The organism is Enterococcus sulfureus ATCC 49903 (assembly GCF_000407605.1).
In the GTDB taxonomy this organism is placed as follows: domain Bacteria; phylum Bacillota; class Bacilli; order Lactobacillales; family Enterococcaceae; genus Enterococcus_G; species Enterococcus_G sulfureus.
This window is the reverse complement of record NZ_ASWO01000001.1, coordinates 731,565-757,931: the sequence shown is the minus strand read 5'-3', so window position 1 is coordinate 757,931 and position 26,367 is coordinate 731,565. Positions and strand designations below refer to the sequence as shown.

The 26,367-nt window shown below is 38.5% G+C and carries 24 protein-coding genes; 15 read left to right on the top strand and 9 right to left on the bottom strand.

Features of this window, described 5'->3' with window-relative positions; genetic code table 11:
* The 7 genes from I573_RS03475 to I573_RS03445 all read right to left on the bottom strand — a co-directional run bounded on the left by I573_RS03475 (position 1) and on the right by I573_RS03445 (position 9,990).
* The gene (locus I573_RS03475) at positions 1 to 1,014 is read right to left on the bottom strand and encodes a LacI family DNA-binding transcriptional regulator (RefSeq protein WP_016185195.1); all 1,014 of its coding nucleotides are present in this window, start codon (positions 1,012 to 1,014) and stop codon (positions 1 to 3) included.
* Between the two features lie 101 nt (positions 1,015 to 1,115).
* Positions 1,116 to 3,383 (bottom strand): glycoside hydrolase family 65 protein, encoded by a 2,268-nt coding sequence (locus I573_RS03470; RefSeq protein ID WP_016185194.1) that lies wholly within the window; start codon positions 3,381 to 3,383, stop codon positions 1,116 to 1,118.
* 176 nt (positions 3,384 to 3,559) lie between these two features.
* On the bottom strand, positions 3,560 to 4,519 hold the full coding sequence (locus tag I573_RS03465) for an AEC family transporter (RefSeq protein WP_016185193.1): 960 nt from the start codon (positions 4,517 to 4,519) through the stop codon (positions 3,560 to 3,562).
* An 85-nt stretch (positions 4,520 to 4,604) separates the two neighbouring features.
* On the bottom strand, positions 4,605 to 6,269 hold the full coding sequence (locus tag I573_RS03460; RefSeq protein ID WP_281168754.1) for an NAD-dependent malic enzyme: 1,665 nt from the start codon (positions 6,267 to 6,269) through the stop codon (positions 4,605 to 4,607).
* Between the two features lie 141 nt (positions 6,270 to 6,410).
* The gene (locus I573_RS03455; RefSeq protein WP_016185191.1) at positions 6,411 to 7,103 is read right to left on the bottom strand and encodes a type 1 glutamine amidotransferase; all 693 of its coding nucleotides are present in this window, start codon (positions 7,101 to 7,103) and stop codon (positions 6,411 to 6,413) included.
* Positions 7,096 to 8,448, bottom strand: a complete 1,353-nt coding sequence (locus I573_RS03450) for a Mur ligase family protein (RefSeq protein ID WP_016185190.1) — start codon at positions 8,446 to 8,448, stop codon at positions 7,096 to 7,098. Before I573_RS03450 ends, I573_RS03455 begins: the two co-directional genes overlap by 8 nt.
* Positions 8,449 to 8,580: 132 nt before the next feature.
* Positions 8,581 to 9,990 carry a TrkH family potassium uptake protein gene (locus tag I573_RS03445; protein WP_035020420.1) on the bottom strand — a complete coding sequence of 470 codons (1,410 nt, stop codon included), beginning with the start codon at positions 9,988 to 9,990 and terminating at the stop codon, positions 8,581 to 8,583.
* 168 nt (positions 9,991 to 10,158) lie between these two features.
* On the opposite strand from I573_RS03445, the gene lepB reads away from it, so the two are divergent.
* The 15 genes from lepB (at position 10,159) to I573_RS03370 (ending at position 25,542) form a co-directional block, all read left to right on the top strand.
* Positions 10,159 to 10,728, top strand: coding sequence for a signal peptidase I (lepB, locus tag I573_RS03440; protein WP_016185188.1), 570 nt, complete (start codon positions 10,159 to 10,161; stop codon positions 10,726 to 10,728).
* A 269-nt stretch (positions 10,729 to 10,997) separates the two neighbouring features.
* Positions 10,998 to 12,572 carry an ABC transporter substrate-binding protein gene (locus I573_RS03435; protein ID WP_016185187.1) on the top strand — a complete coding sequence of 525 codons (1,575 nt, stop codon included), beginning with the start codon at positions 10,998 to 11,000 and terminating at the stop codon, positions 12,570 to 12,572.
* 75 nt (positions 12,573 to 12,647) lie between these two features.
* Positions 12,648 to 13,610 (top strand): ABC transporter permease, encoded by a 963-nt coding sequence (locus I573_RS03430; RefSeq protein WP_016185186.1) that lies wholly within the window; start codon positions 12,648 to 12,650, stop codon positions 13,608 to 13,610.
* Entirely contained in the window at positions 13,607 to 14,440 is an 834-nt protein-coding gene (locus tag I573_RS03425) for an ABC transporter permease (protein ID WP_016185185.1), read from the top strand. The genes I573_RS03430 and I573_RS03425 overlap by 4 nt, the downstream gene beginning before the upstream one ends.
* Positions 14,441 to 15,313, top strand: a complete 873-nt coding sequence (locus I573_RS03420) for an ABC transporter ATP-binding protein (RefSeq protein WP_016185184.1) — start codon at positions 14,441 to 14,443, stop codon at positions 15,311 to 15,313.
* On the top strand, positions 15,306 to 16,199 hold the full coding sequence (locus tag I573_RS03415) for an ATP-binding cassette domain-containing protein (RefSeq protein WP_016185183.1): 894 nt from the start codon (positions 15,306 to 15,308) through the stop codon (positions 16,197 to 16,199). The genes I573_RS03420 and I573_RS03415 overlap by 8 nt, the downstream gene beginning before the upstream one ends.
* Positions 16,196 to 16,588 (top strand): OsmC family protein, encoded by a 393-nt coding sequence (locus tag I573_RS03410; RefSeq protein ID WP_016185182.1) that lies wholly within the window; start codon positions 16,196 to 16,198, stop codon positions 16,586 to 16,588. The genes I573_RS03415 and I573_RS03410 overlap by 4 nt, the downstream gene beginning before the upstream one ends.
* A gap of 156 nt (positions 16,589 to 16,744) precedes the next feature.
* Positions 16,745 to 17,554 carry a CAP domain-containing protein gene (locus I573_RS03405; RefSeq protein WP_016185181.1) on the top strand — a complete coding sequence of 270 codons (810 nt, stop codon included), beginning with the start codon at positions 16,745 to 16,747 and terminating at the stop codon, positions 17,552 to 17,554.
* A gap of 134 nt (positions 17,555 to 17,688) precedes the next feature.
* Positions 17,689 to 18,267 carry a thymidine kinase gene (locus I573_RS03400; RefSeq protein WP_016185180.1) on the top strand — a complete coding sequence of 193 codons (579 nt, stop codon included), beginning with the start codon at positions 17,689 to 17,691 and terminating at the stop codon, positions 18,265 to 18,267.
* Between the two features lie 12 nt (positions 18,268 to 18,279).
* Positions 18,280 to 19,353, top strand: coding sequence for a peptide chain release factor 1 (gene prfA, locus I573_RS03395; RefSeq protein WP_016185179.1), 1,074 nt, complete (start codon positions 18,280 to 18,282; stop codon positions 19,351 to 19,353).
* The gene (gene prmC, locus I573_RS03390) at positions 19,346 to 20,182 is read left to right on the top strand and encodes a peptide chain release factor N(5)-glutamine methyltransferase (RefSeq protein ID WP_016185178.1); all 837 of its coding nucleotides are present in this window, start codon (positions 19,346 to 19,348) and stop codon (positions 20,180 to 20,182) included. The genes prfA and prmC overlap by 8 nt, the downstream gene beginning before the upstream one ends.
* A gap of 22 nt (positions 20,183 to 20,204) precedes the next feature.
* Positions 20,205 to 21,236, top strand: coding sequence for an L-threonylcarbamoyladenylate synthase (locus tag I573_RS03385; RefSeq protein ID WP_016185177.1), 1,032 nt, complete (start codon positions 20,205 to 20,207; stop codon positions 21,234 to 21,236).
* A gap of 90 nt (positions 21,237 to 21,326) precedes the next feature.
* On the top strand, positions 21,327 to 22,565 hold the full coding sequence (glyA, locus tag I573_RS03380) for a serine hydroxymethyltransferase (protein ID WP_016185176.1): 1,239 nt from the start codon (positions 21,327 to 21,329) through the stop codon (positions 22,563 to 22,565).
* A 141-nt stretch (positions 22,566 to 22,706) separates the two neighbouring features.
* A complete protein-coding gene (gene upp / locus I573_RS03375) occupies positions 22,707 to 23,336 on the top strand; it encodes a uracil phosphoribosyltransferase (RefSeq protein WP_016185175.1) in 630 nt (209 codons plus the stop codon).
* A 58-nt stretch (positions 23,337 to 23,394) separates the two neighbouring features.
* Positions 23,395 to 25,542, top strand: a complete 2,148-nt coding sequence (locus I573_RS03370) for a DNA topoisomerase 3 (protein WP_016185174.1) — start codon at positions 23,395 to 23,397, stop codon at positions 25,540 to 25,542.
* A gap of 18 nt (positions 25,543 to 25,560) precedes the next feature.
* Here the strand turns inward: I573_RS03370 and I573_RS03365 are convergent, their stop codons facing one another.
* Both I573_RS03365 and I573_RS11625 read right to left on the bottom strand, forming a co-directional pair.
* Positions 25,561 to 26,175, bottom strand: coding sequence for a DUF4230 domain-containing protein (locus I573_RS03365; protein ID WP_016185173.1), 615 nt, complete (start codon positions 26,173 to 26,175; stop codon positions 25,561 to 25,563).
* Positions 26,172 to 26,297, bottom strand: coding sequence for a hypothetical protein (locus I573_RS11625; protein WP_016185172.1), 126 nt, complete (start codon positions 26,295 to 26,297; stop codon positions 26,172 to 26,174). Before I573_RS11625 ends, I573_RS03365 begins: the two co-directional genes overlap by 4 nt.
* Positions 26,298 to 26,367: the final 70 nt, after the last annotated feature.

The window sequence follows — 26,367 nt, the reverse complement described above, 5'->3', positions numbered from 1 at the left end:
TTATTTTTGTGGTGCGATAACAGTTTCACGTTGGATCAGTTTGTGTGGAACGACCATACGGATACCTGCAGCTTCTTTTTGAGCTAAATGCTGCATCAATTGTTGTGTGGCGATTTTTCCTAACGTGGCCACATCGATATCGATACTAGTGAGATACGGGTGTGTCAACGTAGCAAAAATCGAATTGTTGAAACTGATCACAGAAATATCTTCTGGCACGCGATATCCATACATCGTCAACAGTTGCATCAAACGAATCGCAAATAAGTCATCGATTACGACAAAAGCTGTCGGATGTTGCTCAGATAAAATCGCTTCAAAATCAACAAAATCTTTAGGTTCTTCGAAGGTCACAGCTTGATATGTCGGTAACCCGGCCATCATCATTGCTTTTTGATAACCAAAAAAGCGTTCAAAATATAGATTCTCGTGTGTCGTATTGGTCGCAAAAAAGATTTTTTTATGCTGCTTTTCGATTAAATATTCTGTTGCTTGCTTGCCTAATAGTTGATTGTCATTGTCGACATAACTGATTTCATTTTCATGGACGTAAGGTTGTCCAATCAACACAAAAGGAACTTCATGATCAACTAAATATGTAATGATTGGGTCTTTGTCATCTGAATAAGTCAGAATAAAGCCATCAACATGCTTTTGACGATGCATGCGCTCGACATTGGCTAAAAGTGTCTCAAAGTCGCGAGCAGAAGCGACTGCGACTGACATTTGATAATTTCGTGCTTCTTCATTGATCGTTTCGATGGTTTCAAGATAAAACGGATTGCCTAAACGTTCGCGTGAGTCTAGTGGGGGTAAGATAATGCCGATAGTACTCGATACTTGTTTACCTAGGTTGCGCGCGGCAACGTTAGGTACGTAACCGAGCTCATCCATGACTTTACGAACTTTGCGTTTGGTTTCTTCAGAAATACTAGAATGATCGTTGATTACACGAGAGACAGTGGATGTAGCAACACCTGCTTTTTTAGCTACATCTTTGACTGTAATACTCATGGAAAAACTCCCCCTTTAAAAGCTTTATCTATCTTAACATAGTGAGGTCAAAGTCGCTAGAAACAAAAGAACGGTGAAGCAACTTCACCGCTCTTTAGTCGTCATTTTGTTAAGGGAACGTTTAATGTATCCTCTAACAGATATGATTGACCATAGACAGTAAAGTCTAATGGTTCTCCTGATAATTTTTCAAACGTTACCTGATCGCTGGTTACGTTGATGGCGATCAAACGTCCACGATAGTTGATATGAAATGCATAAGACGTCCATTTTGTAGGTAAAAATGGTGCGAAGCTTAGCTGACCATTATCGGTTTTCATTTGAGCAAACCCTTGAACGATTGCTAACCAACTTCCTGTCATAGAAGTGATGTGTAAGCCATCTTCTGTATCGTTATTGTAATTGTCTAAATCGAGACGAGCTGTACGTTCATACATCTCGATCGCTTTTTCTTCCATCCCAAGTTCTGCAGCTAAAATCGCATGGATACTTGGTGAAAGTGAAGATTCATGTACAGTCATCGGTTCATAGAAATCAAAGTTACGTTGTTTTTCTTCTAAGGAATAATGGTCACCAAAGAAGTAAATTCCTTGTAACACATCGGCTTGTTTAATAAAACAAGAGCGTAAAATGTGATCCCAAGACCAGTTTTGATTTAATGGAAGTTGGCTGCTATCAAGCTCTGCAACTGGCATCAAATCTTTGTCTAAAAAGGTATCGTGTTGAACAAAGATTCCCAATTCTTCATCTTGTGGCAAGTACATGTGCTCAATAATGTCTAGCCATTTTTCTTGTTCTTCTTGTGAGATCGTGAAATCGACCTCTTCTTCAAATTTAAGATAATTTTCTAAAGCATAAGTCAGAACCCATTTAGCGAGTGTATTCGTATACCAGTTATTGTTGATATTGTTTTCATATTCATTAGGCCCAGTGACACCGTGGATCATGTAACATTGATTGCGTTTTGAATAGTGGACACGATCTGCCCAGAAACGCGCAATCGCAACCAAGACTTCCAAACCTTTTTCTTTTAGATACTGTTCATCACCAGTGTAATTTGTATAGTTGTAAATCGCATAAGCAATCGCACCGTTACGGTGGATTTCTTCAAACGTGATTTCCCACTCGTTATGACATTCTACACCAGTGAAGGTCACCATTGGATAAAGAGCACCTTTGAGACCTTGTTGACTTGCGTTAAAGAATGCTTGTGGCAATTGATTGTAACGGTATTTCAAGAGATTTTCAGTCACAGATGGATCCGCTAAAGCTAAATACAACGGAACAGCATAGGCTTCAGTATCCCAATAGGTTGCTCCGCCATATTTTTCACCAGTGAAACCTTTAGGTCCGATATTCAATCGTTCATCTTCGCCATAATAAGTAGAGAAAAGTTGGAATAAGTTAAAACGGATTCCTTGCTGTGCTTCGTCATCGCCTTCAATTACAACATCTGCTAATTCCCATCGTTTCGCCCAAGCTTTGATTTGTGCTTGTTTATGGGCTTCAAAATCACAACCAAATTCTGCAAACAAATCATGAACTGCTTTTTCTTGTTGTTCTTCTGGGATATCACGACTTGTCACGATTACAACAAATTTATCTAATGTCCAAGATTCAGATTCGTTTAAATGTTGACTAAAGGTTTGTTCGACCATTAATTCATGTTCTGCCAACTGATCGCTCTCTTGCGAATGGTTCATACCAGAAGTCACCACAAATTGTTCTACTCCAAAAGGATTTTCCACAGTTCGTGCAGTCAGCGTAGAAATCGTAGGAGAGACTTCATGTGCGACTTCTTGCCAAAAGCGTTCATCATAATTACTATCTTCATTTTGTACAAGGTTATCCAATTTAGAGGTGATCACGAGTTGTGCTTCACCAGATATGACAGTAGCATTAACACGAATCGCCGCTAATTGTTGGTGTACGATACTTAAAAAACGTTCAAATTCAAAAGCAACAGTCGCATCATCGATCGTTACGGTGAAACTTCGACGTAAAATACCTGTTTGCATATCAAGCTCTAAATAAAAATCTTCTGGAGGAATCGTAGCCAAATCTAATAGTTGACCATTGATTGAAATGTCCATCGCTAAAAAGTTTACTGCGTTGATGACTTTACCAAAATATTCTGGATAACCATTTTTCCACCAGCCAACTCGTGTTTTATCTGGATACCAAACACCAGCAAGATAAGTTCCAAGATGATGGTCGCCAGAATATTGCTCTTCAAAGTTTCCGCGCATACCCATATAGCCATTTCCAGTACTTGTAAGTGATTCTTGTAAACGACGGTCGTCGATTGCTAATGTAGATGTATGTAATTTCCAAGGATCAATGTCAAATAATCGTTTGATTTGGTTCATAAAGTTCCCTCCAGTTTTTCTCTTTCTACATCCATTATAAGCAATCGGTTGCGTAAGTCAAATGTTTTTATTTTAAAGAGTTGATATTATTTAAAGTCGATATAAAGAGTTTGTAATAAAATCGGTTGCATATTTTTATGCAAAAAAAGCGTGGCAGCCTAAGCTACCACACAGTTTTAAATGAAGGCCATTAGAATCGGCACAACAACGATAAATAAGACAGTACTTGTGACTACAAGGTTTGTTGCGTATTCCACATCACCATTTGATTCAGCGGCTAAAATTGGAGATACCGCAAGCATTGGTGTTGCAGATTGGACGATCAAGGTTTTACGTAATACAGGTTCCATTGTATTGTGTAAGAAACTGCTACCTAGAGAAATCAAGATGATCATGATCGCAGGGTAGATAATGAAACGACCAAATAGTGCTACGATTGTATCGCGATCGAATTTCATATTTTTTAGACCTGCATCATACAATACGATCCCAATATAAATTAATGAAAGTGGAGTTACTAATCCACCAACATAAGATAAAGTAGAGTTAATAAATGTTGGAACAGGAATATTTAACACTAAGAATACCAGGGCAATAATAAATCCTACAAGTGGAGGTGGCAATAGTTTTTGCCATCTAAACGTACTATTTCCTTTTTCACCTTTGACTTTAGTTGGGTCATCATTGGCCCAAATGAAGACACCGATCGCCCAAGTCGATACAGTATTCACGATATAATACACTAGGAAATAAGGTAAACTTTTTTCACCGAATAACGCGATATTTAACGGTAGACCGATAAATACAGTATTGGCATTGACGATCGCATTGATAAAGGTACCACGACGTCCTGGACGGATGTGTAGGGCATTGACTAAAATATAGGCGATCGCATAACCGATTACAGCGGCTAATACTGGGAACAATAGATTACCAGATAAACTGATCAAGGTATCACGCGTTAAATATTTTAATACTGATACGAAAATTGAAGCAGGTAAGGCGATCTTGGTGATCAACCCTGAAATATTTTTACTAAACGAAGGATCGACTGCTTTTTTTGCTTTCAAATAATACCCTAACGCCATTAATAAAATAATTGAAAATACACTTGATACGGAATTGTAAAACAACATTTTTTTCATCTCTTTCTGATTTAAACTTAGACCTCAGAAAAGAAGGAACCAATCAGTACCTTCTTTTGAGGTTGGATTGGTTCATTTAGTTTTGGTAAGTTGCTTTCCAGACAGCGTTATCGACTGCTTGTTCCACATCTTTGATTTCTTCTGTAGCGACACCATCTTTGATCGCCGCTACTACGACAGCCATTGCCACAGCTTTTGAAGCTGGTCTTACAGCATCAAGTGGTGGAAGTAACGCCATACCTGGTTTAGATAGATCTTGGAAGTTGGCAATGCCATGTGCTGCAGCTGAAAGCATGCTATCGGTTACGGTAGAAGCCTTGCTGATCACGATCCCTAGACCAAGTCCTGGGTATAATAATGCATTATTGGCTTGACCGATATGATACGTTACATCACCGATCGTTACCGGTTCAGAAGGGCTACCCGTTACGACAAGTCCGCGACCTTCAGTGAAGGTCAAGATATCTTCCGCTGTTGCTTCTTGTAAATCTGTTGGATTAGAGATCGGTAAGATCGCAGGACGTTCATTAAATGACGCCATATCTTCAATGATCTCTTTAGTAAATGAACCAGCTTGTCCACTTGTACCAATCAAAACAGATGGTTTTACGGCTTTGATCACTTCGGCTAATGTTTCGACTGAACCATCAAATTCCGCTTTATCACGAGCAAAACGTTTTTGTCCTTCTGTTAAATTTTCTTGATCGTTTGTCACTAGACCAAAACGATCCACTAAGAAGAAACGTTTATTGGCTTCTTCTTCACTCAAGCCATTTAATGTCATTTCAAGTTTGATTTGCTCGGTCACACCGATACCAGCTGTTCCTGCACCAAAGATCACAAAAGTATGTTCTTGAACCGGTTTTTGTGTCACTTCGGCAACAGAATTTAACGCTGCTGACATCATCACACCAGTACCTTGGATATCGTCATTAAAAGTGGTTACTTCATTACGGTATTTTTCTAAAATGACACTGGCGTTGCCACGACCGAAATCTTCCCAATGGAACAATACTTTAGGGAACAAGGTTTTAGCAACATTTACGAATTGATCGATGTAATCCCAGTATTCTTGACCTGTTTTACGTTCTTGACGGTTACCTAAATAGTTTGGATCTTCAAGTAATTCTTGACGATTTGTGCCGTTATCGATCACGATCGGTAAAACACGTCTTGGGTCCATGCCTGCTGCCACAGTATAAACCGCTAATTTCCCAACTGAGATCATCACACCTTGAACACCCCAGTCACCGATACCTAAAACGCCTTCGCCATCAGTAATGACTAATAAGTCGACTTGCTCTAACTCTTGACTTGCATTTTTTAAGACTGCTTCGATACTTTCTGGATGATTGACATCAAGATAGACTGCATCATTTGGACGAACGAAATCTGTTGAAAATTCACGAACACTATCGGCAATCGTTGGCGTGTAGATAACAGGTAATAATTCTTTTACGTGTTCACCAACTACTGCATAGTATAAAATGCGATTTGTGTTGTACAGATTCATCAAGAATTTGTTTTTCGCGTAACGGCCATCTAATTGGCTTAGTTGCGCATACGTTACCTCGATTTGTTGTTCAAGTGTCTGTACGGCACTTGGTAATAGTCCTTCGATTTCTAGTGCAGTTCGCTCTGCCAAGCTGAATGCTGTACCTTTATTTAAGAAGGGATTATTTAAGATTGCTTTTCCTTTTTGATTTGCCATGAAATTCTTCCTCTCTGTTTTTCTTCTCAGTCAAAACAAGAGCTAAATAGAATAACATCGCCTTTCGAACAAATAGTACTATATACCTTAAAACAAAAAAAAGAAACCAATCTGTTTCACAAATTTGCGAAAACTTGAAAATTGGTTTCTTTTTTTATGAAAATATGAGAATTATTTCGTTTTTGTGAGGGTATCAAAGGCTGTTTCACCATATTTTTTAATGAAAGCCGTTTTGATCAAACGCTCCGCTAGTTGTGGATTACGTGCAAGTAGTGGGCCATGGAAGTAAGAACCAAAGACGTTTTTATAGATGACGCCTTCTGTTTGGTCTTCACCATTGTTGCCTTTTCCTTCTAAAACTTTTCCTAAAGCTTGCTCACCTTCACCTAAGAATGTTCGTCCATTATGATTTTCAAATCCATAATAAGTTTCATCAAAGGTCTCGTTATAAATTTTGACGTCACCGATAAACCGATTGTTTTCTTGACTAATCGTGTAATGATCTAGTGCACTAATGCCGTTGATTTTTTCACCTTTGGCACCGATATAATAGTGGCCAAGCATTTGATAGCCACCACAGATGGCTAACACAACCTTTTCTTCTTCGATAAAACGGGTAAGAGCTTCTTTTTTACTCGGCAGATCTTTGGCTACGATCACTTGCTCGTAATCTTGTCCGCCGCCAAAAAAGATTAAATCAAATGCTTGATCATCAAAGGGCTCGTGGATACTCACGACGGTAGTTTCCACTGTGATGCCTAGTTGTCTTCCTACGTATTGCAACATTAAAATATTGCCGTTGTCACCATAAGTGTTCAACAAATTACCATACAGATGTGCGAGGTTCAACGTATAGTTATTCACCAGACATCCCTCCTTTGATATAGCCTTTTTCCGCGAATTTTTTACGCAATTGCAACACAGCAGTATACGTCGCCAAAATATATACTTTATTCGTTGGTAAAGAATGGATTTCTTCAACAATCCGATCGATCTCAGGAACTTCAGTCAAGCGTTCTTCTTCGATACCGGCTACCTTTAATCGTAGCGCCATATCTTCATGACGATCGCCACCTGCAATAACAGCAGGAATCTGCATAGTCGCAAATGCTTCATGATTGCCATCCCAGATCCAACTGACATCAATACCGTCTGCATAATTTGCATTCAACAAGCAAATCAATGAGAAGGGTTCAGGTGTTAATCCAATCATATCGATGACTTGATTGAGACCGACAGGATTTTTAACCAAGACTAAAGTGCATTCTTTACCGTCAACATGGATCACTTCTTGACGTCCAAAGACTTTTTCGTCATACGCAAGACCAGCTCTAATTTTCTCTGGTGCCACGTGGTAATGTGAAGCTACAGCTGTCGCAGCAAGTGCATTGTAGACATTGTAAAGACCACCGACTTCTAACTGGTAAGCCTCTTCGTCGATAATAAAATTCGCACTCGTATTGGTCATAGCAGTTAAGTCTGTTAGACGATAAGTCAATTCAGGTCGTTTGTAGTCACAATTTGGACAGTAGTATTTGCCTAAGTTCGCATAGGTGATCATTTTATAATGTAAAATATGTTCACAATGTGGACATAAAACATTATCTGTATTGTAATGTGCCATTTGTTCTTGATCAGGTAAATGATCAAATCCATAATAAATTTGTTTATTTACCGTTTCGATTGAATTGAAGATCGGGGCATCACCATTGGCTAAGATCAATGCTTCAGGAGCATTTGCCGCACCATCTACAATCATTTGGTAAGTCGTATAGATCTCACCGTAACGATCCATTTGATCGCGGAAAATATTTGTAAAGACAAATAATTCCGGTGTTAAATATTTCGTGACTTCACGTAAACTCGCTTCGTCGATTTCTAAAACAGCGAATTTTTTTTGTCCTTTTTTCGGTTTAGCGGATAAAAATGTCGAGACAATCCCTTGGACCATATTGGCACCTGTTGGGTTCGTTAAAACATTGTCAAATTCTTGTTTTAAAATATTGACTGTAAGTGCCGTCGTCAATGTTTTTCCGTTTGTTCCAGTAATGACGACGATCTGATAATCTTTTGCTAAATGTGATAACACATTTGGATCAATTGAAAGAGCTAATTTTCCAGGTAAACTAGAACCGCCCTTGAAAAAGGTTTTTAAACCCCACTGTGATGTGCGTCCCACTAGGGTAGCTACCATACTTTTAATTCCCATATACTCCTCCAACACATAATATATCTACTCATTTTTTTACGAATCTAATCATAACACACTCTGAATTTAAAGCGGAATAGGATTTAGATTTCTTAACGTTTCGCTAATGACTTTATTAATTATGTTTATTTATTAGCCAATAATAATTTTTTCAGTAGGATATTTATAATTTAAATCGCGTGTTTCTTTTGGTACAAATAATAATAATGTGTAAAGCATTCCGATACGACCGATAAACATCAAAAGGGCGATGATCAGTTTTCCAACATCGGTTAAATCAGGTGTGATTCCAAGTGACAATCCAGTCGTTCCAAAAGCCGAGGAGACCTCAACGATAATGGCAATCAGAGGTAGATCTTCTGTCGCACTTAAAAATAATACACAAAAGAAACACATCATCATCGATAGCATAAAGACAGTGATCGATTTTTGAACGTCATCGTTATCGATTCTACGACCAAAGACATTGACATTGCTTTCTCCTTTTAAAAAAGAAAATAAATATAAAGCAATGATCGCGATTGTCGTTGTACGAATCCCACCACCAACTGAACTAGGGCTACATCCGATAAACATCAAAAATGAAAATACGATCAGCGTCGTAATTTGGAATTGATTCAAATCGTGGATCTGTAATCCTGCATTCCGTGTTGTCATCGAATAAAAGGCACTATTTAGCCACTGGTTCCCCATATTCATATTTAAAAATAAATGATCTTTTTCTAGAAAATAAATGATCAGTGTTCCACCAACAAACAAGACTACAAAAGCCAACAGGGCGATCTTTGTAAATAAAGAGAAGCGATAAGGTAACGTGTGTGACGTTTTCTTTGAAAAACGATACGTCGTAAACTCTCGAATATCCATTAAAACTGGAAATCCGATCCCGCCAACAAAAATTAAAAACATGATGCTCAACAAAAAGATAGGATCGTTTGCAAAAGGCAGAATCGAATTGCCGGTGATATCAAATCCTGAGTTGGTAACTGCTGAGATCGCCTGATAGAATCCATAAAAAATCGAATGATACCAATCATCATAGTAATGTGCAAATTTAAAATAAAGCGCAAAACTAGTCCCAGCAATCAATTGAATGATTAAAATCATTGTAAAGGTGATCCGAATCATGCGGACGATACCGCTAAGTTTTGGTTGGTTCATATCGGTCATGATCAACTGACGCTGTTTTAAACTGATTTTCCGCTTTGAAATAATCGCAAAAAACGTTGTAATCATCATAATCCCTAACCCACCGACTTGAAAAAAGATTTCTAGTAGAACCACTCCGTTGTGGTTAAACACTTCTGTCAAAGGGATCGTGGTTAGTCCCGTTACACTGACTGTACTGATCGCTAGAAAAAAAAGATCGATAAAGCGAATATGTTGATCTGGAATACGAAAAAAGGGCAAATAAAACAAAATCAACGCAATCGCTGTCATCACAAGATAATAAAAGACAATCAACTGAATAGATGAAATATTCTTGGCAAAGAAATTTTGACTTTTTCGTAATGTAAGTTGAGATAAACGTGAAATATTCATAATAAGGTGTCTAAAGACCCACCATGTCACTTCCTTTCTACTAAATGGGTTTGTTTCATTATACCAAATAACCGTCAGACGACTAGAGTTAAAGTCGGCTTAGAGTTTCGAGTTTTACAGGGCTATGCTATACTTTAGAAAAAGAATAGAAGTCATGGAGGCAAAATAATGAAAAAATTCCTACAAGAGTGGGGGATCATGATTGTCATCATCCTAGTTTTTCTGTGCTTACGAATCTTTGTATTCACACCTGTTTCGGTCAAAGGACATTCAATGGATCCAACGCTAGCAGATGGGCAAAAATTGATCGTATACAAATTAGCAAAAGTAGAACGTTTTGATATCGTCACAACGAAGGAACCAGATGATGAAAGTACTGTAGCCGTCAAACGGGTGATCGGGTTACCTGGTGACCATGTGGTGATGAAAAATGATCAATTGACGATCAACGATAAAAAATATGATGAAGCGTATTTAGATGCCTTCAAACAAAAATTTAGTGAAGACAAGCTGCAAAGCGAATATTCCTATAATGAATTATTCCAACAACGCGCAGCAGCTTCAGAATATTTTACTTCTGATTTTGATGTAACAGTTCCAGAAAACAGTTATTTTGTTTTAGGCGATGATCGTATCGTTTCAAAAGATAGTCGCATTTTTGGTATGGTCAATAAAGAACTCATCCAAGGTGAAGTTGTGATGCGATACTGGCCATTAAAAGAATTCCATATTTTTTAATTACTTTAAAACGCTAGCTTAGGATGCGCTCTTAAGCTAGTTTTTTTGTGATAGAAAAAATCTATCTATCTAGACAAAAATCAAGGATTATACATAGAAAAAACTGTTTATATAGCCTTTAAGCGATAGAAAAAATCTATGGATAAAAAGAAGCAAAAAAAGTGGTGTGCGACTTTATTGACACTTGTAAACAACTAAACTAAAGTACGTGTATTGATATCTTTAAATACGTTTGAAGATCTACATAAGGAACCCAAGGGGGAAAGAATATGCGCTCGAAAAAGAAATGGCTTAGTTTAGGTTTAGTGACATTAGGTTTGGTATTAGCCGCTTGCGGAAATGGAGACAATGCATCCACTTCAGACAGCAATACAGCTGCTAAATCTTCCGATACATTTACGTATGCAATTGGTGGAGATCCTAGTTCGATCAATCCAATCAACACAAGTGATCGTTGGGGATTAACGGTTAGCAATATGATTTTTTCACCATTAGTTGCTATCGATGGTGATGGAAAAATGGATAATGTATTAGCAGAATCCGTTGAACCAGCAGCTGATGGGAAATCAGTTACTGTAAAATTGAAATCAGGAATCAAATGGTCTGATGGTCAACCATTAACAGCTGATGATGTCGTATTTACATACACAGAAAAAGCGAAAAAAGAAAATGGGAATTCAGATAGTTTATGGATCGATGACAAACCGATCACAGCAAATAAAGTGGATGATTTGACAGTACGTTTCGATTTTCCTGTTGTCAGTGCAGCAGCAGTAAACAATATCATTACGGAAACCTTTATCATTCCACAACACGTGTATAAAGATGTAACAGACTTCTCGGTAAGTGAATTACCAGAAAAACCAGTTGGAACAGGACCTTACCAACTAGTAGACTACAAACGTGGTGAATACTTGCAATTTAAAGCCAACGACAATTACTTTGATGGCAAACCTTCTATTGAAAATGTAACATTGCGTATCACGCAAAGTACGGAAACGGCAAAAGTTGCGTTACAAAAAGGTGAAGTCGATGCAACTGTTGTATTACCAGCAGACATCCAAGATTTAGATACAAAACAAATCAAAGTATACCCATACAGTGAAAACCGTATTGGGTATATGGGATTAAATTCAAAATCTGAAGCCTTACAAGATGTGAAAGTACGTCAAGCAGTTCTTTATGCATTGAATAAAGATGAAATGAACAAAGCAGCATACTTGGAAGAAAAATATTACGAAACACCATATTCTTTCTTACCACCAAACAATAAATATGCAACAGAAGATGTTGAAAAATACAAAACAAACGATGAAAAAGCAAAAGACTTATTAAAAGAAGCTGGCGTATCTGATTTGAAATTAAATCTAGGCTTTGATTCTTCAGATCCTGCTCAAACTTTACAAGCAACATTGATTCAACAACAATTACAAAAAGTTGGCATTAGCGTTGAATTACAAGGTGGCGATAGCACAGCGCTATTTACAGAATTGAAAAAACCAGATTCAACAAAATACAATTTATTCCTAGGTGGTTACATCATGGGAAATGATCCAGATCAATATGCACGATTATTTAAAACAGGCGGTGCCTCAAATTACTTTAAACTAAATAGTGAAGCCGTAGATACATTATTTAATCAAGGTGCGGTTGAGCTTGATCAAACAAAACGTGACGCGATCTATGATAAACTACAAGCAGAGATTGCCGACCAAGCGGTTATTTATCCAATCGTGGATAATAAAAAGATTTTAGCAGCAACAAACCGTCTAGGAGGTATAGAAGAAGCGAAATTAGTGCCGATCTATACATTCGAAGACATGGGTAAATTAACGCTAAAATAATGAAAGCTGGGCTGTGTGAAGACTCCTTTACACAGCTTTTTTTTGATTTGAAAAACAGAAAGGAACGTGAGCGTTATGTTACGATTTATCGGGAAAAGGCTTTTACAAGCGATTCCACTATTATTTGTGATTTCATTTATTGTATTCTCATTGATTCATTTAGCTCCATATGATGTAATCGATTCGATCACTACCCCAAATATGTCACAAGCACAAATTGATGTATTAAGAGAAAAATATGGATTGAACGATCCATTTTTGGTGCAATATTTCTCTTGGTTAAAACAAATTTTCCATGGAGATTTTGGCTATTCTCTAGCTTCTCGACACAGTATTGCACAAGATCTGGCGACGCGTATTCCCAATACGATGCGCCTAGTATTGCCAGCTTATGTGACCGCATTGATTTTAGCAATTATTTTTGGTCTAGTTGCAGCAGCAAATAAAGGCAAATGGATCGATCGTATCATCGATGGTCTAGCTTCTTTAGGATTAGCTGTTCCTGCTTTCTTCTTTGCTATGATTTTGATTTATTTCTTTGGCTATAAATTAAATTGGTTTCCAATTATTGGGATGTACACTGTTGGTCAAGAAGGAAACTTCTCGAACTACATCTCTCATTTTATTTTACCTTATACGACATTAACGGTCGTCTTTTTACCAGAGTTATTGCGGTATATCCGCTCTTCAGCCGTTGAACAAGTTTCAGAAGATTATGTGATGGTTCAAAAAGCGTTCCACGCTACTAAAGGAGAGATTTTCCGTCGTCATATCAGCCGCAATGTCATGATTCCAGTTGTGACTCAAATCGGGATGGCTTTGCCAATGTTAGTGACAGGCGCGATCATTACTGAAACGATTTTTGGATGGCCGGGTGTCGGACCGTATTTGATGAGCGCAACCAAAAGTTTAGATTATCCAGTCATTATGGCCGTGATGCTCTTTTCTGCAACGTTAGTCATTGTCGGAAATCTATTAGCTGATGTATTGTATTCTCTTGTGGATCCTCGAATTCGTAAAGGAGGACAAGCGAAATGAAGACGATCAAATTAATTATGAAACAGATTTTTCAACAACCATTATATGCATTTTCGTTTATCTTTTTAGTCGTATTGATTATCTTGTCGTTGATTGCGCCACTTCTCCCAATCGATCCTACGTTAACAGACGTCACTCAAATGTCGCAAGGACCAAGTCTAAAGCATTTGTTTGGAACGGATGAAGTGGGACGGGACTACTTTATCCGTGTGTTATACGGTGGCCGTGTCTCCTTATTAGTGGGTGTATCTGCAATGTTAGCCGCTACCTTTATCGGAACCGTTGTTGGTTTAGTTACAGGGTACTTCGGCGGTATTGTAGATAGTATTTTAATGCGTATCGTGGATGTATTATCTGCGATCCCTTGGTTAGTATTAGTTATTGTGTTGAGTGTCTTTTTAAAACCAGGTCTTTCAACGATTATTATCGTTATCGGTGGTTTTTCTTGGATGAGTATCGCGCGCTTGATTCGGGCGGAGACGATGTCAGCGAAAGAGCGTGAGTATGTTTCGTATGGACAGTTTATCGGTCAAAAACCATTACGCATCATGTTTCGACATGTATTACCATCCGTTTTACCTACGTTGATCATTGCCGCTACGACGAGTATTTCAGGAGCAATTATGACAGAATCCGCGTTGAGTTTCTTAGGACTTGGGATTCAACAACCGATGTCTTCGTGGGGAAGTCTATTACAAAATGCGCAAAGTAGTTTGCAACGCACGCCATATATGGCGATTTTACCAGGATTATTTATTGTATTTACGATTTATTCATTTAACAATCTAGGAGATTTAGTTAAAAATATTTTGCAAGGAGAGGTGGAATAGATGACGGATTTATTAAATGTGACAGGCTTGAGTGTGACGTATCAGCCGAAAAAAGGTGAGGCACAGCCGATCGTCTATCCTTTGTCTTTGTCCGTTCCGGCTGGAAAAGTTATTGGTGTCGTAGGAGAGTCAGGTAGCGGAAAGAGTATGACTATGAAAAGTTTACTTGATCTATTGCCAGATGGTGTGACTTCAACGATTGAGACGTTCTCATTTGATGGAAAAGCCGTTCAATCAAATGAAATTTTACCGATCTCTATGATTTTCCAAGATCCGATGACGTCGCTTAATCCACTGCGTACGATTGGCTATCACTTGATCGAGGTCGTACGACGAGCGCAAAAATGTTCAAAAAAAGAAGCGAAACAATTAGCGATTGCGGAATTGGAAAAAGTGGGGATTCCAATGGCAGAAAAACGAATGAAACAATATCCTCATGAACTATCTGGTGGGATGCGTCAACGGGTTATGATCGCGATGGCACTTTTAGTCAAACCCAAGTTATTGATTGCCGACGAACCCACAACGGCATTAGACGTAACGATTCAAGCACAGATTTTAGCGCTGATCAAAAAATTACAACAAGAAGAAGGCTTAGCGGTGCTACTAGTTACCCACGATTTTGGTGTTGTGGCAGGAATGTGTGATTTTATCAAAGTGATGTATCGTGGACATATCGTAGAAGAAGGTAGCGCAGAAGATATTTTTTACGACGCTAAACATCCGTATACAAAACAATTATTAGCTGCTGCACATCTAGGCGATAAACATGAAACGACGACAGTTGAGGTAGAAACGTTTGCTATTTCAGAGACTTATCAACAAGTTTCCCCAACACATCGTGTATGGTTAGGAGGAAATCTTGATGCGTGAGACATTAATCGAAGTCAAAGAAGCAAATAAGGTATTTAAAACAAAAAACTGGCGTGGGCAAGTCACGCAAGTCCAAGCGGTAGATGATATTAGCCTGACGATCTATAAAGGAGAAACTTTAGGATTAGTGGGTGAATCAGGAAGTGGAAAAACGACATTTGGCCGTGGCGTGTTGCAGTTGGAGCCATTTACTAGCGGTTCGGTCGTATTTGAAGGGATCGATTTGGCACATACCACAAAAGAAGAAAGAGCTACACTAGCACAAGAGATGCAGATTATTTTTCAAGATCCTTATTCGGCATTAAACCCTAAATTAACGGCTTTAGAACTCGTAATGGAACCTTTGTTTCGAGAAGATAAAGCTACAGCGAAACAAAAAGCAGTTCGAATTTTAGACATGGTCGGAATTCAGGGAGAAGCCCAACAAAAATTACCACGCGCGTTTAGTGGTGGCCAACGTCAACGAATTGGCATCGCACGGGCTGTCGTGAGCCAACCTAAGTTTATTTTATGTGATGAACCGACTTCGGCCTTGGATGTTTCGATTCAAGCTCAAATTATGGAATTACTGGTTCAATTGCAACAAGAATTTGGTTTGTCTTATTTATTTATTTCACACGATCTATCGGTGATTCGTCATATTTCGGACCGAATCGCGGTGATGTATCAAGGAAAACTAGTTGAATTAGCGCCAACAGAAGAATTGTTTATGCATCCGCAGCATGCCTATACAAAAAAATTATTACAAGCAGCACCGATTGCCGATCCCAAAATTGCACGTGAACAACTAAGTCACATCAAACAAGATGAAGTGATCCAATTGGAGCCGAATGCTTCACTTGTGGAAGTACGTCCCGGACATTTCGTAAGGAGAGATGAAAAATGAGTAAACATGAGTTAACGATCGTTAAAGGATCAGAAAAATTTGAGTTGGCAGCGCCGGATAAAAACTGGGTCTTAGCATATGAAGAAGGATATTCACCAGTTCAAATGTTAGCCAGTGCGGCGGGAGCTTGCGGCGGTTATGTCTATTCTAGTATTTTAGAAAATTCAAAAATTCCATTTGAATTCAAAAAAATCGAGGTATCGTATGTTCGTGACGAAACAAAAAAAGCCGAACCGCTATCTGAGATCACGATGGTTTTTCATGTCGTTGTGGCTTTAGAATATCAAGAACGAGCAACAAAATGCCTACGTTTAGTCAATTCAAATTGTCCCGTCATTCAATCGCTAGATCCTACTATTCAAGTAGTCGAAACAGTCGAATTTAGTTAAATCTATACAAGTATAACCACTGGAAAAAAAGGAATTCAAAAACCTTTTTTATCCGGTGGTTTTTAGCTGTTTCAAACCGCTCGGATACATCAGATTATGGTATACTAGAAGTGAAGAGATAACGAAAACTGGATAGGTAAAAGTGAGGCGATCGAGATGAAAAAAATGGTTTCATTATTGGTTGGAATGGGATTTTTGTGTTTAGGTGGAGCAGTAGTCGATGCAGAGGATCTATCAAAAAATCGCAATCAAAATCGAGCGGTACAATCAACGAGTCAAGTCACAAAGCCAAAAACGTATCAACTAGTTATTTTATCGAAAACGACCACAGGACAAGTCTTGGAAAAGCGAACTGAAACGCTGGCAGCTAATCAAAAGATTACGCGAAGTGCAAAAGCATTTGCAAATTACACGCTAAAGTCACCAAATACGCAATCGATCATGATGTCACAAAATCAGACAATGATCTTTGTCTATCAAAAAAAGGCGAGTCCAGTTGTACAGAAAAAAACACCCGTTCAAGTTCAAAATGAACTCGCTACTCAAGTATTGACACAGATTAGCCAATATCGAAAAAGTAGAGGGCTGAATACGTTACGCACACAGCCAGCTTTGCAACGAGCAGCCACGCAACGAGCCAATGAGCTCTTTACTAAATTTTCGCATACCAGACCAAACGGCCGTAGTGGACTTTCTGCGCCTACTGATTATGGATATAAAGGCATCACTTTTGTCGAAAATCTAGGCTATACTTATTATGGACAATCGTTAGAATGGTATCGAGTCAACGGCGCACAAAAAATTATGCAAGGGTGGAAAAATTCACCAGGGCATAATAAAAATCTACTAAATCGTCAACCAACCGAAGGCGCAGTCGGAATTTCTTTTAAACAAGTCGGCCCTGACCGATACGATATGACCTTTAGTTATCTTGGGGGATTACAAAAAAATGAATATAAAAAATAAGCTTGAGCCAATCAAAAAGGATTGGCTTTTTTGATGTGAACGATAAAAATTCTGAAGAACCTTTCAGATGACTGTAAAAAATCATGAATTTCAAGTATAATACCAAAGAAGTCAATGAAGGGATCGGGACAACGATGGCACAATTATTTTTTAAATATGGCGCAATGAACAGTGGGAAATCGATTGAGATTTTAAAAGTAGCACATAATTATGAAGAACAAGATAAACCTGTCGTATTGATGACAAGCGGATTGGATACGCGTTCGGGAGTGGGCAATGTGTCCAGTCGAATTGGGTTAGAACAAAAAGCAATCCCGATTTTTGAAGAGACAGATATTTTAAGTACGATTCAAGATCTAGCATTTGAACCGTATTGTATTTTGATCGATGAGGCACAATTTTTACAAAAACATCATGTATTGGCCTTAACGAAAGTTGTTGATCAACTAAATATTCCAGTGATGGCCTTTGGATTGAAAAATGATTTTCGTAATGAATTATTTGAAGGATCAAAATATTTACTGCTTTATGCGGATAAAATCGAAGAAATGAAAACCATTTGCTGGTTTTGTCATAAAAAAGCGATCATGAATTTACACTATATCGATGGACAACCTGTTTATGAAGGGGACCAAGTTCAAATTGGAGGTAATGAGGCATATTTTCCAGTTTGTCGTCATCATTATTTCCATCCAAAAATGAAAACAAATTAAAGGAGAATCCACATGTACGATCAGTTACAATCAATTGAAGACCGTTATGAAGAGTTGGGAGAACTACTAAGTGATCCTGAGGTAGTTTCAGATACAAAACGTTTTATGGAATTATCAAAAGAAGAAGCCAATACCCGTGAAACGGTCGCAACCTATCGCCGCTATAAAGAAGTCGTGACAGGAATTGCAGACGCAGAAGAAATGCTTGGTGAAAATTTAGATGCTGAGATGGCCGAACTGGCTAAAGAAGAATTATCTGATTTGAAAAAAGAAAAAGAAGCACTAGAAGAACAAATTAAGATCTTATTATTACCAAAGGATCCAAATGATGATAAAAATATCATTATGGAGATTCGCGGTGCAGCTGGTGGAGACGAAGCAGCACTATTTGCCGGTGATCTATTTACGATGTATCAACGTTACGCTGAAGCTCAAGGTTGGAAAACAGAAGTGATGGAAGCCAATGTAACAGGTATCGGTGGCTACAAAGAAGTCATTATGATGATCTCTGGAGAAAATGTATTCTCGAAATTAAAATATGAAAGTGGTGCACACCGTGTTCAACGTGTCCCTTCAACAGAATCACAAGGACGTATCCATACGTCTACGGCGACAGTTGTGATCATGCCGGAAGCTCCTGAAGTCGAATTAGATATCGAGGATAAAGATATTCGTACGGATATTTACCATGCTTCTGGAGCGGGTGGACAGCACGTCAATAAAACGGCTTCTGCGGTTCGTTTGACCCATTTACCAACAGGTGTCGTGGTGGCGATGCAAGATGAACGTTCACAGTTGAAAAACCGTGAGAAAGCGATGAAAGTTTTACGTGCGCGTGTTTACGACAAGTTACAACAAGAAGCACAAAGTGAATATGATGCGAATCGTAAATCTGCAGTCGGAACTGGAGATCGTTCTGAACGTATCCGAACATACAATTTCCCTCAAAACCGTGTGACGGATCATCGTATCGGATTAACGATTCAAAAATTAGATCAGATTTTAGCGGGTAAATTAGATGAAATCGTCGATGCCTTGATCGTCTATGATCAAACATCGAAATTAGAAGAGTTGCAAAATGGATAAGACGTATCGACAACTGATACAAGAAGCAACACACACGCTTGAAACGCATGGCAAAGAAGGTCATGCGATTCAAGCTGTTTTCTTAAGGCGAAAAAATTGGGACAAAATGCACTTTTTGCTGAATTTAGATCAACTGGCTACACGTGAAGATCAGCTGCAAGTAGCTCAAGATATTGAGCGATTACTGGCAGATTATCCTCCGCAATATTTGACGGGTGTCGAAGAATTTTATGGCCGCTTGTTTCAGGTGACGGAAGACACGCTGATTCCTAGACCTGAAACAGAAGAATTGGTCCAATTGTGTTTAAGTATGAATGATCAAACTAAACCTTTACATGTGATGGATATTGGTACTGGAACTGGTGCGATCGCCATCAGTTTAAAAGCAGAAGCACCAAATTGGAATGTGCATGCAAGTGATTTATCACCAAAAGCGTTACAAGTAGCACAACAAAATGCACAACGATTAGAACAAGAACTTTGTTTTCACACTGGGGATACGTTAACTCCTGTACTTGCGCACCAATTTGACATTATTATTTCCAATCCACCTTATATTGCACAAAATGAATGGGAAGTAATGGATGCCAGTGTTCGTTTATTTGAACCCAAAATGGCATTATTTGCTGAACATGAGGGATTAGCGATTTATGAAAAAATAGCCAAACAAGCACCACTTTGTTTAAAACCAGAAGGGCAGATTTTTTTAGAAATTGGTTATTTACAAAAAGACGCAGTCATCGCCTTATTTCAACAAGCCTTTCCTATGAAGAAAGTAGAAGCAAAAAAAGATTTATTTGGCAATGATCGGATGATCGTTGTTTATTAAAAAAGAAGGAAGTGTTTAAGCAGTGGAAACTACACGATTTACACGCGACACGCTATCGCAAGCTGCAGCACAATTGAAAACTGGTCAACTTGTGGCGTTTCCCACTGAAACGGTATATGGCTTAGGCGCCAATGCCTTAGATCAAGAAGCAGTCAAGCAAGTATTTCACGTGAAAGGGAGACCAAGTGATAATCCTTTGATCGTCCACGTTACAGGTCTAGAGCAAGTCATGATGTATGTTGACGAAATCCACCCATTAACGAAAACTTTAGTCGAGGCGTACTGGCCTGGTCCATTGACGATTATTTTGCCAATCAAAGAAGACGCTTTTCCAAGCGTCGTAACTGGTGGCTTATCCACAGTTGCTTTTCGAATGCCTGATCATGCGTTAACATTAGATTTGATCGAAACAGCCGGTGTTCCAATCGTTGGGCCAAGTGCTAATCTTTCTGGAACACCAAGTCCTACGACTGCAGATCATGTATTGCATGATTTTACTGGGAAAATCGCTGGTGTATTAGACGGTGGAGCAACCAAAATCGGAGTAGAATCTACTGTAATCGATTTAAGTGATCCAACGGGTGTCCCAGTTATTTTAAGACCAGGAGCGATTACAGGTGAGATGTTAAGTGAGACGACACAGCTGATGATTACGAATGAACCCGTTGTGCTAAAAGGAACAGAAGCGCCAAAAGCTCCGGGTATGAAGTATAAGCATTATTCACCAAAGACCAACGTGATCATGGTCGATTCGAATGATTTTGAACAAGTTCGTCGCTATTTGAATGAAAAAGCGCTTCGTGCGGGAATTTTAGCTGGTCCTACAGCAGCCGCGATAGTTCGAGCGGAAGCGGGTGCTATCTTTATGTATCAAAACGATACAGTAGAAGCAGCCGCCAAAGGACTATTTTCTGGTTTACGCGCTCTAGATGAATGCCAAGCAGATTTAGACGTCATTTTTGTCGAAACAAAAGAAGAGCATGGTTTGGGATACGCGTATATGAATCGTTTGAAGAAAGCTGCCAATCAACAGAAATTTACGAACAATGACTAAATAAACCGCATAAATTTGAAAAGAAAAGTAGCTTCATAAAAATAAGCTATGTTACAATTCACGTACTATGAAAAAGGAGTGTGCCATATCATGGATTATCAAGCATTTGACCCAGAATTATTTCAAGCGATCGAACAAGAAGGGATCCGCCAACAACACAATTTAGAACTAATCGCTTCAGAAAACATCGTCTCTGAAGGTGTTCTTGCAGCTCAAGGAAGCATTTTGACGAATAAATATGCTGAAGGGTACCCAGGACGTCGTTACTACGGTGGTTGTGAATTTGTTGATGTGATTGAAAACTTAGCCATCGATCGTGCGAAAGCTTTGTTTGGCGCTGAATTTGCCAATGTTCAACCGCATTCTGGCTCACAAGCAAATGCCGCAGCCTATCTTTCTTTGATTGAAGAAGGCGATACAGTTTTAGGTATGGATCTTGCCGCAGGTGGTCACCTAACACACGGTTCACCTGTGAATTTCAGTGGAAAAACGTACCATTTCATCAGCTATGGTGTAGATCCATCAACTGAAGACCTTGATTATGAAGTGATTCGTATCTTGGCACGTAAACATCAACCGAAATTGATTGTAGCGGGCGCTAGTGCCTATTCACGTACAATCGATTTTGCACGTTTTCGTGAAATCGCCGATGAAGTCGGTGCAAAATTAATGGTCGATATGGCACATATCGCAGGTCTGGTTGCTGCAGGATTACATCCAAATCCAGTTCCTTATGCCGACATTACCACAACAACGACACACAAAACATTACGTGGTCCGCGTGGTGGAATGATTTTAACAAATGATGAAGCATTAGCCAAAAAAATCAATAGCAATGTCTTCCCAGGAATCCAAGGTGGTCCGTTAGAACATGTGATCGCAGGAAAAGCAGTAGCCTTCAAAGAAGCGTTAGACGATTCCTTCAAAGAATATGCACAACAAGTGATCGACAATGCACAAGCAATGGCTAAAGTCTTTAATCAAGCACCGAAAGCACGCTTAGTTTCTGGCGCTACTGATAACCATTTGCTCTTGATCGATGTGCGTGGGTTTGATTTAAATGGAAAAGAAGCAGAACAATTATTAGATACAGTGAACATTACTGTGAATAAAAATTCGATTCCTTTTGAAACATTGAGCCCATTCAAGACAAGTGGAATCCGTATCGGAACGCCAGCTATCACAAGTCGTGGATTTAAAGAAGAAGATGCCACAAAAGTCGCGGAATTGATCGTTAAAGTCTTAGAAAATAAAGACGATGCAGATGTTTTACAAGCTGTAAAACAGGAAGTTCGTACGCTAACAGATCGCTATCCATTATACAACTAGACAAAATAGTAAAAAAAGAGCCAAGAATTTTCGGATTCTACCGCTCTTTTTTTATTTTTGTGGTATAGTAGAAAACGGTAAAATTCTTTGCGTGATGACAAGAGATGTTTTACAATAAAAGAAAACCAAAGGAGAATTCATATGGGTAAATTTCAAGTAATCGATCATCCGTTGATCCAACATAAGTTAACAATTATTCGTGATAAAGACTGTGGAACAAAAGTGTTTCGTGAGGTCGTAGACGAAATCGCGATGTTAATGGCATACGAGATTTCTCGTGATATGCCAGTTGAAGATATCGAGATCGATACACCGATCGTCCGTTCAACACAAAAGACATTGTCGGGTAAAAAAGTAGCGATCATTCCAATCTTGCGTGCAGGTATCGGAATGGTAGACGGGATCTTACAATTGATTCCTGCTGCTAAAGTCGGTCATATCGGAATGTACCGTGACGAAGAAACATTGATCCCACATGAGTATTTCGTAAAATTACCGGATGACATCGATAGCCGTCAATTGCTTGTAGTAGACCCAATGTTAGCTACTGGTGGTTCTGCGATCATGGCCATTGATTCATTGAAAAAACGCGGTGCATCAAATATTAAATTTGTTTGTCTTGTAGCAGCACCTGAAGGAGTTAAAGCATTACAAGATGCGCATCCAGATGTTGATATTTATGTCGCTGCACTAGATGAAAAATTAAATGAAGATGGTTATATCGTTCCTGGTTTAGGTGACGCTGGTGACCGTTTATTTGGAACAAAATAATAACAGTGAACTATCGCACACTTGCGGTAGTTTCTTTTTTTGAAGGGAAGCGTTACAGATGGTCAAAACAGTAATTTTGGCGGAAAAACCTAGTCAGGCTCAAGCTTATGCACAAGCCTTCAAACAGTCTAGTAAAAAAGATGGCTATTTTGAAATCAAAGATCCACTCTTTTCAGGGCCTACCGTCATTACATTTGGCTTTGGTCATTTGGTCGAATTAGCTCAACCAGGCGAGTATGCTGAAAAATGGCAAAAGTGGTCGTTACAGACCTTGCCCATTTTTCCACAAAATTATCGTTTTCAAGTTGCGGATTCAAAGAAAAAACAATTTCATATCGTTGAACGTTTATTGCAACGCGCCGATGTGATTATTGTGGCAACCGATAGTGATCGCGAAGGTGAAAATATCGCGTGGTCGATCATTCATCAAGCTCAAGCTTTTTCAGATGAAAAAACGTATCAACGCTTGTGGATCAATTCGATGGAAAAAGATGTCATTTATAAAGGTTTTCAAGAATTACGACCGGGAATGGATTATTATCCGTTTTATAAAGAAGCTCAAACTCGGCAGATTGCCGACTGGCTGATTGGAATGAATGGCAGTCAGTTGTATACGTTATCGTTACAAAAACGAGGGATTTCCGGTGTGTTTTCGATTGGTCGAGTCCAAACACCGACACTGGCAATCGTGCATAAACGCCAAAAAGAAATTGAACAATTTAAGCCAGAACCTTTTTTTGAGCTAGATGCCAAGATCCAAGCTGAAAATGGTGAATTTATCGCCCACTTAGATCCGCATCAACGATTTAAAACCAAAGAAGAAGTCACCACCTATTTAGAAAAATGTAAGATCGATCAAGAACACGTAATGGGACAAATTACGCAAGTAGAAAAAAAGAAGAAAAAGACACCAAGTCCACTGCTTTTTTCATTAAGTAGTCTACAGTCCAAAATCAATCAAATCTATAAAGCAAGTGCAAGTCAGACGCTAGAAGCTGTTCAAAAATTATATGAAGCTAAACTATTAACGTATCCAAGAACAGATACACCGTTTATTACGACAAATGAGTTTACTTATTTAGTCACACAGCTTCAAAAGTATACGCATTTTTTGGGGTATCAAGGGGAATTGCCACAGCAAAAAGCACGTAAACGATATGTCGATGATAAAAAAGTTCAAGAGCATCACGCGATCATTCCGACAAAACAAGTCCCAACGGCAGAACGTTTTGCACGTCTACCTCAGTTGCAACAACAAATCTATCAGTTAGTCATGCAAACAACGATCGCGATGTTTGCTCCAGATTATACTTACGAAGAAACTGTGATTCATACCACGTTTGAACAAGCCACATTTAAAGCAATCGGAAAAGTTCCATTGCTTGAAGGATGGAAAGGATTATTTCCTAAAAGTAAGAAACAAAATGCTAAAGAAGATGATTTATTGCCTAAAGTCGTGGTCGATGAAGCAGTCTCGGGTGAGATGTTAGTGGTTGAAAAGAAAACACAAGCGCCTAAACCCTTCACAGAAGGTACGTTACTGACCGCGATGAAGACCGCAAATAAACAAGTCGAAGATGAAGAAGCTAGCCAGATTTTAAAAGAGATCGAAGGAATTGGGACTGAAGCGACCAGAGCAAGCATTATTGAAACATTGAAGCATAAAGAATACATTCGTTTAGAAAAAAATCAATTGATCGTAACGAAAAAAGGTGCGCTTTTAAGTGAAGCTCTAGGAAATCACTCGTTACTGGCAAGTGCAGAAATGACAGCAAAGTGGGAGCGTTACTTAAAGAAAATCGGTCAACAAACAGGAACACAAGAAAATTTTTTAGCGAATATCCAAAAGTTTATTTTGCATCTATTGCAGACTGTTCCCAATGAAATTGCGCAACTTCAGGTCAATACAGATGATTTTATCCCAAAACCAACTGGTAAGGTTATCGGGAAGTGTCCGCGTTGTCAACATGAATTGGTTGAAAAAAAAGGCTTTTATGGGTGTATCGCGTATCCAAATTGTCGTTTTACGCTATCGACACATTTTCGACAAAAGAAATTGACCAAAAAAAATATCGAAGAATTATTGGCTGGAAATGAAACACTTGTCACAGGAATCAAAACAGAAGAAAAAACAACGTATCAAATCAAGATACGTTGTAATGAGAAAGGTTATCTAAATCCAGTTAGTCAAGCCGAAGCAACCTAGATATCTGGGTTGCTTTTTTTATTCTGTAAATTCAAATTCAAGGTTTATATCTGGATTAAGAGGAGTCAAAAGCGTTTGGTAATAATTTTTAGCAGATTCATTGAGTTGTTTGGTATATTGTGCAAGATATTTTTCTTGAACACTATTTGAGAGTGTCTTTGCTACGATTTCACCTGTATCAATATCTTTAGTGGAATAACTCAAGAGTTCACCTTGAGAGTCATAAAGTTCGTAAGGTTTATCAGGATCTAGTTCGATTCCAATGACTTCATATTTTGGCAAAGTGATTTTATACGTGTGCTCAGAAACTTCTTTGATTTTAGCTGGAGATTTGATTCCTAATTTTGCTTGATAGTTCAAGATGATTAATGCTTTTTTCTCAGAAAAAGGAATACCGATTTTTGTCCAAGGAATTGTAGTATTGTTTGTCTTCGTCTCGACATGTTCGATGCCAACATTTAAAAACACCTGTTCGTTGACTTCTTCGATATAGTTTACGACGGATTGTGAGGTAGAAATTGAAGTACCAGAAGATTGGCGTAAAAAGAATGACCCAACTAAAGTGACCAAAGCAAGGAGTAAGACGAACCATAAATAAAGTTTAACACCTAATATTTTTTTGAATAGCGTCATGTTGACCCTCCTTTTTTAAAGAAGAAAGCTGCTAGTGCACCAATTAAAATCGCTAAGAAGGGATTTAAAAAGAACAAGACGAAAACGACTGCTAGCGTAGCGAGAATACTAATTTTTTTCATTAAAATTTCCTTTCAATAGTTATTGTAGATAGTTTACAAAAAGACAATACTTTTTGTAAAGAAAAAGACT

Bases quoted from the DNA above. Each gene is read 5' to 3' on its own strand.
- I573_RS03475 (WP_016185195.1), bottom strand. From the start codon at position 1,014: ATGAGTATTACAGTCAAAGATGTAGCTAAAAAAGCAGGTGTTGCTACA.
- I573_RS03470 (WP_016185194.1), bottom strand. From the start codon at position 3,383: ATGAACCAAATCAAACGATTATTTGACATTGATCCTTGGAAATTACAT.
- I573_RS03465 (WP_016185193.1), bottom strand. From the start codon at position 4,519: ATGTTGTTTTACAATTCCGTATCAAGTGTATTTTCAATTATTTTATTA.
- I573_RS03450 (WP_016185190.1), bottom strand. From the start codon at position 8,448: ATGGGAATTAAAAGTATGGTAGCTACCCTAGTGGGACGCACATCACAG.
- I573_RS03445 (WP_035020420.1), bottom strand. From the start codon at position 9,990: ATGAATATTTCACGTTTATCTCAACTTACATTACGAAAAAGTCAAAAT.
- lepB (WP_016185188.1), top strand. From the start codon at position 10,159: ATGAAAAAATTCCTACAAGAGTGGGGGATCATGATTGTCATCATCCTA.
- I573_RS03435 (WP_016185187.1), top strand. From the start codon at position 10,998: ATGCGCTCGAAAAAGAAATGGCTTAGTTTAGGTTTAGTGACATTAGGT.
- I573_RS03430 (WP_016185186.1), top strand. From the start codon at position 12,648: ATGTTACGATTTATCGGGAAAAGGCTTTTACAAGCGATTCCACTATTA.
- I573_RS03425 (WP_016185185.1), top strand. From the start codon at position 13,607: ATGAAGACGATCAAATTAATTATGAAACAGATTTTTCAACAACCATTA.
- I573_RS03420 (WP_016185184.1), top strand. From the start codon at position 14,441: ATGACGGATTTATTAAATGTGACAGGCTTGAGTGTGACGTATCAGCCG.
- I573_RS03415 (WP_016185183.1), top strand. From the start codon at position 15,306: ATGCGTGAGACATTAATCGAAGTCAAAGAAGCAAATAAGGTATTTAAA.
- I573_RS03410 (WP_016185182.1), top strand. From the start codon at position 16,196: ATGAGTAAACATGAGTTAACGATCGTTAAAGGATCAGAAAAATTTGAG.
- I573_RS03405 (WP_016185181.1), top strand. From the start codon at position 16,745: ATGAAAAAAATGGTTTCATTATTGGTTGGAATGGGATTTTTGTGTTTA.
- I573_RS03400 (WP_016185180.1), top strand. From the start codon at position 17,689: ATGGCACAATTATTTTTTAAATATGGCGCAATGAACAGTGGGAAATCG.
- prfA (WP_016185179.1), top strand. From the start codon at position 18,280: ATGTACGATCAGTTACAATCAATTGAAGACCGTTATGAAGAGTTGGGA.
- prmC (WP_016185178.1), top strand. From the start codon at position 19,346: ATGGATAAGACGTATCGACAACTGATACAAGAAGCAACACACACGCTT.
- glyA (WP_016185176.1), top strand. From the start codon at position 21,327: ATGGATTATCAAGCATTTGACCCAGAATTATTTCAAGCGATCGAACAA.
- upp (WP_016185175.1), top strand. From the start codon at position 22,707: ATGGGTAAATTTCAAGTAATCGATCATCCGTTGATCCAACATAAGTTA.
- I573_RS03370 (WP_016185174.1), top strand. From the start codon at position 23,395: ATGGTCAAAACAGTAATTTTGGCGGAAAAACCTAGTCAGGCTCAAGCT.
- I573_RS03365 (WP_016185173.1), bottom strand. From the start codon at position 26,175: ATGACGCTATTCAAAAAAATATTAGGTGTTAAACTTTATTTATGGTTC.
- I573_RS11625 (WP_016185172.1), bottom strand. From the start codon at position 26,297: ATGAAAAAAATTAGTATTCTCGCTACGCTAGCAGTCGTTTTCGTCTTG.